Source organism: Mesorhizobium sp. M7A.F.Ca.CA.002.05.1.1, assembly GCF_003998335.1.
GTDB lineage: Bacteria > Pseudomonadota > Alphaproteobacteria > Rhizobiales > Rhizobiaceae > Mesorhizobium.
Window position 1 is genome coordinate 1 of the sequence record NZ_RZQI01000875.1, and the last position, 2,449, is coordinate 2,449.

At 63.0% G+C, this 2,449-nt stretch carries 2 protein-coding genes and 1 pseudogene; all 3 read left to right on the forward strand.

Annotated features, from left to right (window positions below; translation table 11 throughout):
* Window positions 1–187 (forward strand): annotated as a pseudogene (locus EN939_RS29845) (ABC transporter permease); the annotation flags it as partial.
* Window positions 188–252: 65 nt separating this feature from the next.
* Window positions 253–1,278 carry a sugar ABC transporter substrate-binding protein gene (locus EN939_RS29850; RefSeq protein ID WP_127271251.1) on the forward strand — a complete coding sequence of 342 codons (1,026 nt, stop codon included), beginning with the start codon at window positions 253–255 and terminating at the stop codon, window positions 1,276–1,278.
* 82 nt (window positions 1,279–1,360) lie between these two features.
* The coding region (locus tag EN939_RS29855) for an ABC transporter permease (protein ID WP_164751339.1) at window positions 1,361–2,449 on the forward strand (1,089 nt) is incomplete at its 3' end.

Sequence of the window (2,449 nt, forward strand, 5' to 3'; positions counted from 1 at the left end):
GGGCGGGGTGCGCAACGTATTGGTGGGGGCGGCGCTGATCGGCATCCTGCTCAACGCCATGACCATCATCGACATCCCGCTGCTCTACCAGAACCTGATCAAGGCCGCGATCCTGCTCGGCGCCATCATCGTCGACGGCATCATCAACCCACGTGACGAACAGACCGCCCAGCAGGGTGACATTTAGTACCTGAACTGCGGCGGACGGTTGGGGCCGGCCGCTGATAACAAAACCAAACCAGAGGATGTGACATGAAACTGATCAGAACACTCATGGCAGCGGCCACGGCGCTTGCCGTTACCGCCTTCGTGGCGCCAACCTTTGCCGCCGACGATCCTGGCCCGGCGGCTTACGCACAGGCGCTCAAGGGCAAGCGCGTCATGCTGGTGCCGATGGCGATGGGTTTCGACCTGGCACAGGGCTGGACGCATTTCCTGAAGAAGGAAGTCGAAGCCTGGGGCGGCACCTTCGAGACACGCGATCCGAACTGGGTCGTCGACGCCGGCGCGCAAGCGATCACCGACGCGATCTCGTCGGACACCAGGCCGGATGTGCTGATCATCCATTCGCCGGACCTCAATTCCTATGCCAAGCTGATGAAGAAGGCGCAAGCCGCCGGCACCTATGTGATTTTGGTCGACAATCCGGCCAATTTCCCCGCCGACGCCTTTGTCGGCAGCGACTGGGACCGGCTCGGCCAGCTCGAGGCCGAAGCGGCGATCAAGGGCTGCGGACCGAACTCCTCCAAGAAGCTCGGTTTGGTGCAAGGCGACCAGGCCAATTCGTCGAGCCTCTACCAATATGCCGGCATCATGAAGGTGCTGGACAAGAACCCCGACTTCAAGGTGGTGGCCAAGCCGGATTCCAACTGGGACGCGACCACCTCGCGCAACGTGACGACGACGATGCTGCAGCAGAATCCCGACATCTGCGCCATCATCGATTTCTGGGACGGCGATGCCACCGGCGCGGCTGCCGCGATCCGCGACGCCAAGCTCGACGGCAAGGTGTTCCTGGTCACCACGGGCGGTGGCGAGAAGGCGGCCGATTGCGACAAGCTGCAGGACGGCACCTATGGCGCTGTGGTGATGACCGATCTTGCCCGTCAGTCGGGCGACATGAACGCCATCATCAAGTTCCTGCTGCAGAGCGGCCAGCCGGCCGGCACCTCGCACACCTACATCTACACGCTGGAGAAGGCGACGACCAAGGCTGACCTGAAGCCCGATAGCTGCTGGGACCTGAAGGCACTGCAGGCAGAAGCGGCGGCGAAGTAAGCCAAGCCTCTTCAATCCATATCGATGAGGTGGTCGGATTGCCTGGCCACCTCTTTGTCTTTTCTCTTGCAGCAGTGACCTGATGTCCTTTCGCGAACGCCTCCAGTCCTGGCGCTACAATCTCGTGCCCGACCATGTCGTCGGTGAGATCCTGACCAAGCGCTGGACCGACAACGCCATTCCGTTCCTGGCGCTGGTGGCGACGCTGGCAACCTTCGGCTCGCTCATCCCGGGCTTCTTCAAGCTGACGGCGCTGCAGGATTCGACCCGTCAGCTCGGCGAATTCTCGCTGATCGTCACCGGCATGACGGTGGTCATGCTGGGCGGCGGCATCGACCTGTCGGTCGGTTCGATCTTCGCGCTCTCCTGTTTTTCCGCGGTCTATGTCTTCTTCATCCTCGATCAGTCCGTGTGGCTGGCGCTTGCCGCATCGATCGCCACAGGATTGCTGTTCGGTGCGATCAACGGCTATCTGGTCGGCTATTTCAGGCTGCGCGCCTTTCTCACCACGCTGGTCACCTTCATCTTCGGCCGCGCGCTGTTCGACATCCTGGTCACCACTTATGCCGCCGATGTGCAACTTTCCGGCGCCACCTCGGACGTGCTGGATTTCATCGGCGACGGCACCTTCTGGGGGCTGTCGGTCTCGGTGTGGCTGGCGATCATCCTGGCCATCGTCACCCATATCGCGCTGACCCGTTCACGGCCGGGCTGGCACGTGCTGGCGGTCGGCGGCTCCAGGCGCTCGGCCCACAATGCCGGCATCCGCGTGCGCCGCACGGTGTTCATGACCTATGTCTTCTCCGGCTTCTGCGCCTCGATCGGCGGCTTCCTCATCGCTTGCCGGCTGAGCGGGGCAGGGCCGGGCACGGGCCTCAACCTCGAGATCATGGCGCTGACGGCGGCGGTGGTCGGCGGCGTCAGCCTTGGCGGCGGCCGCGGCTCGGTGATCAAGGGGCTGATGGGCGCCATCATTGTGCTGACCATGACCAACGGGCTGATCCGGCTGGGCTATGGCACCGGCACCAACCAGATGGTGCTGGGCATCATGCTGGCGGTCGCGGTGACCATCGACATCCGCTGGCTGAAGAACCGCCACAAGGTGCTGAACGAGGTTTATGTCGCGCCGGTCTATCTCAAGATGGGCGAGACACAGTCGGCCGCACCTGGT

Coding starts and splice junctions, on each gene's coding strand:
- EN939_RS29850 (WP_127271251.1), top strand. CDS start 253: ATGAAACTGATCAGAACACTCATGGCAGCGGCCACGGCGCTTGCCGTT.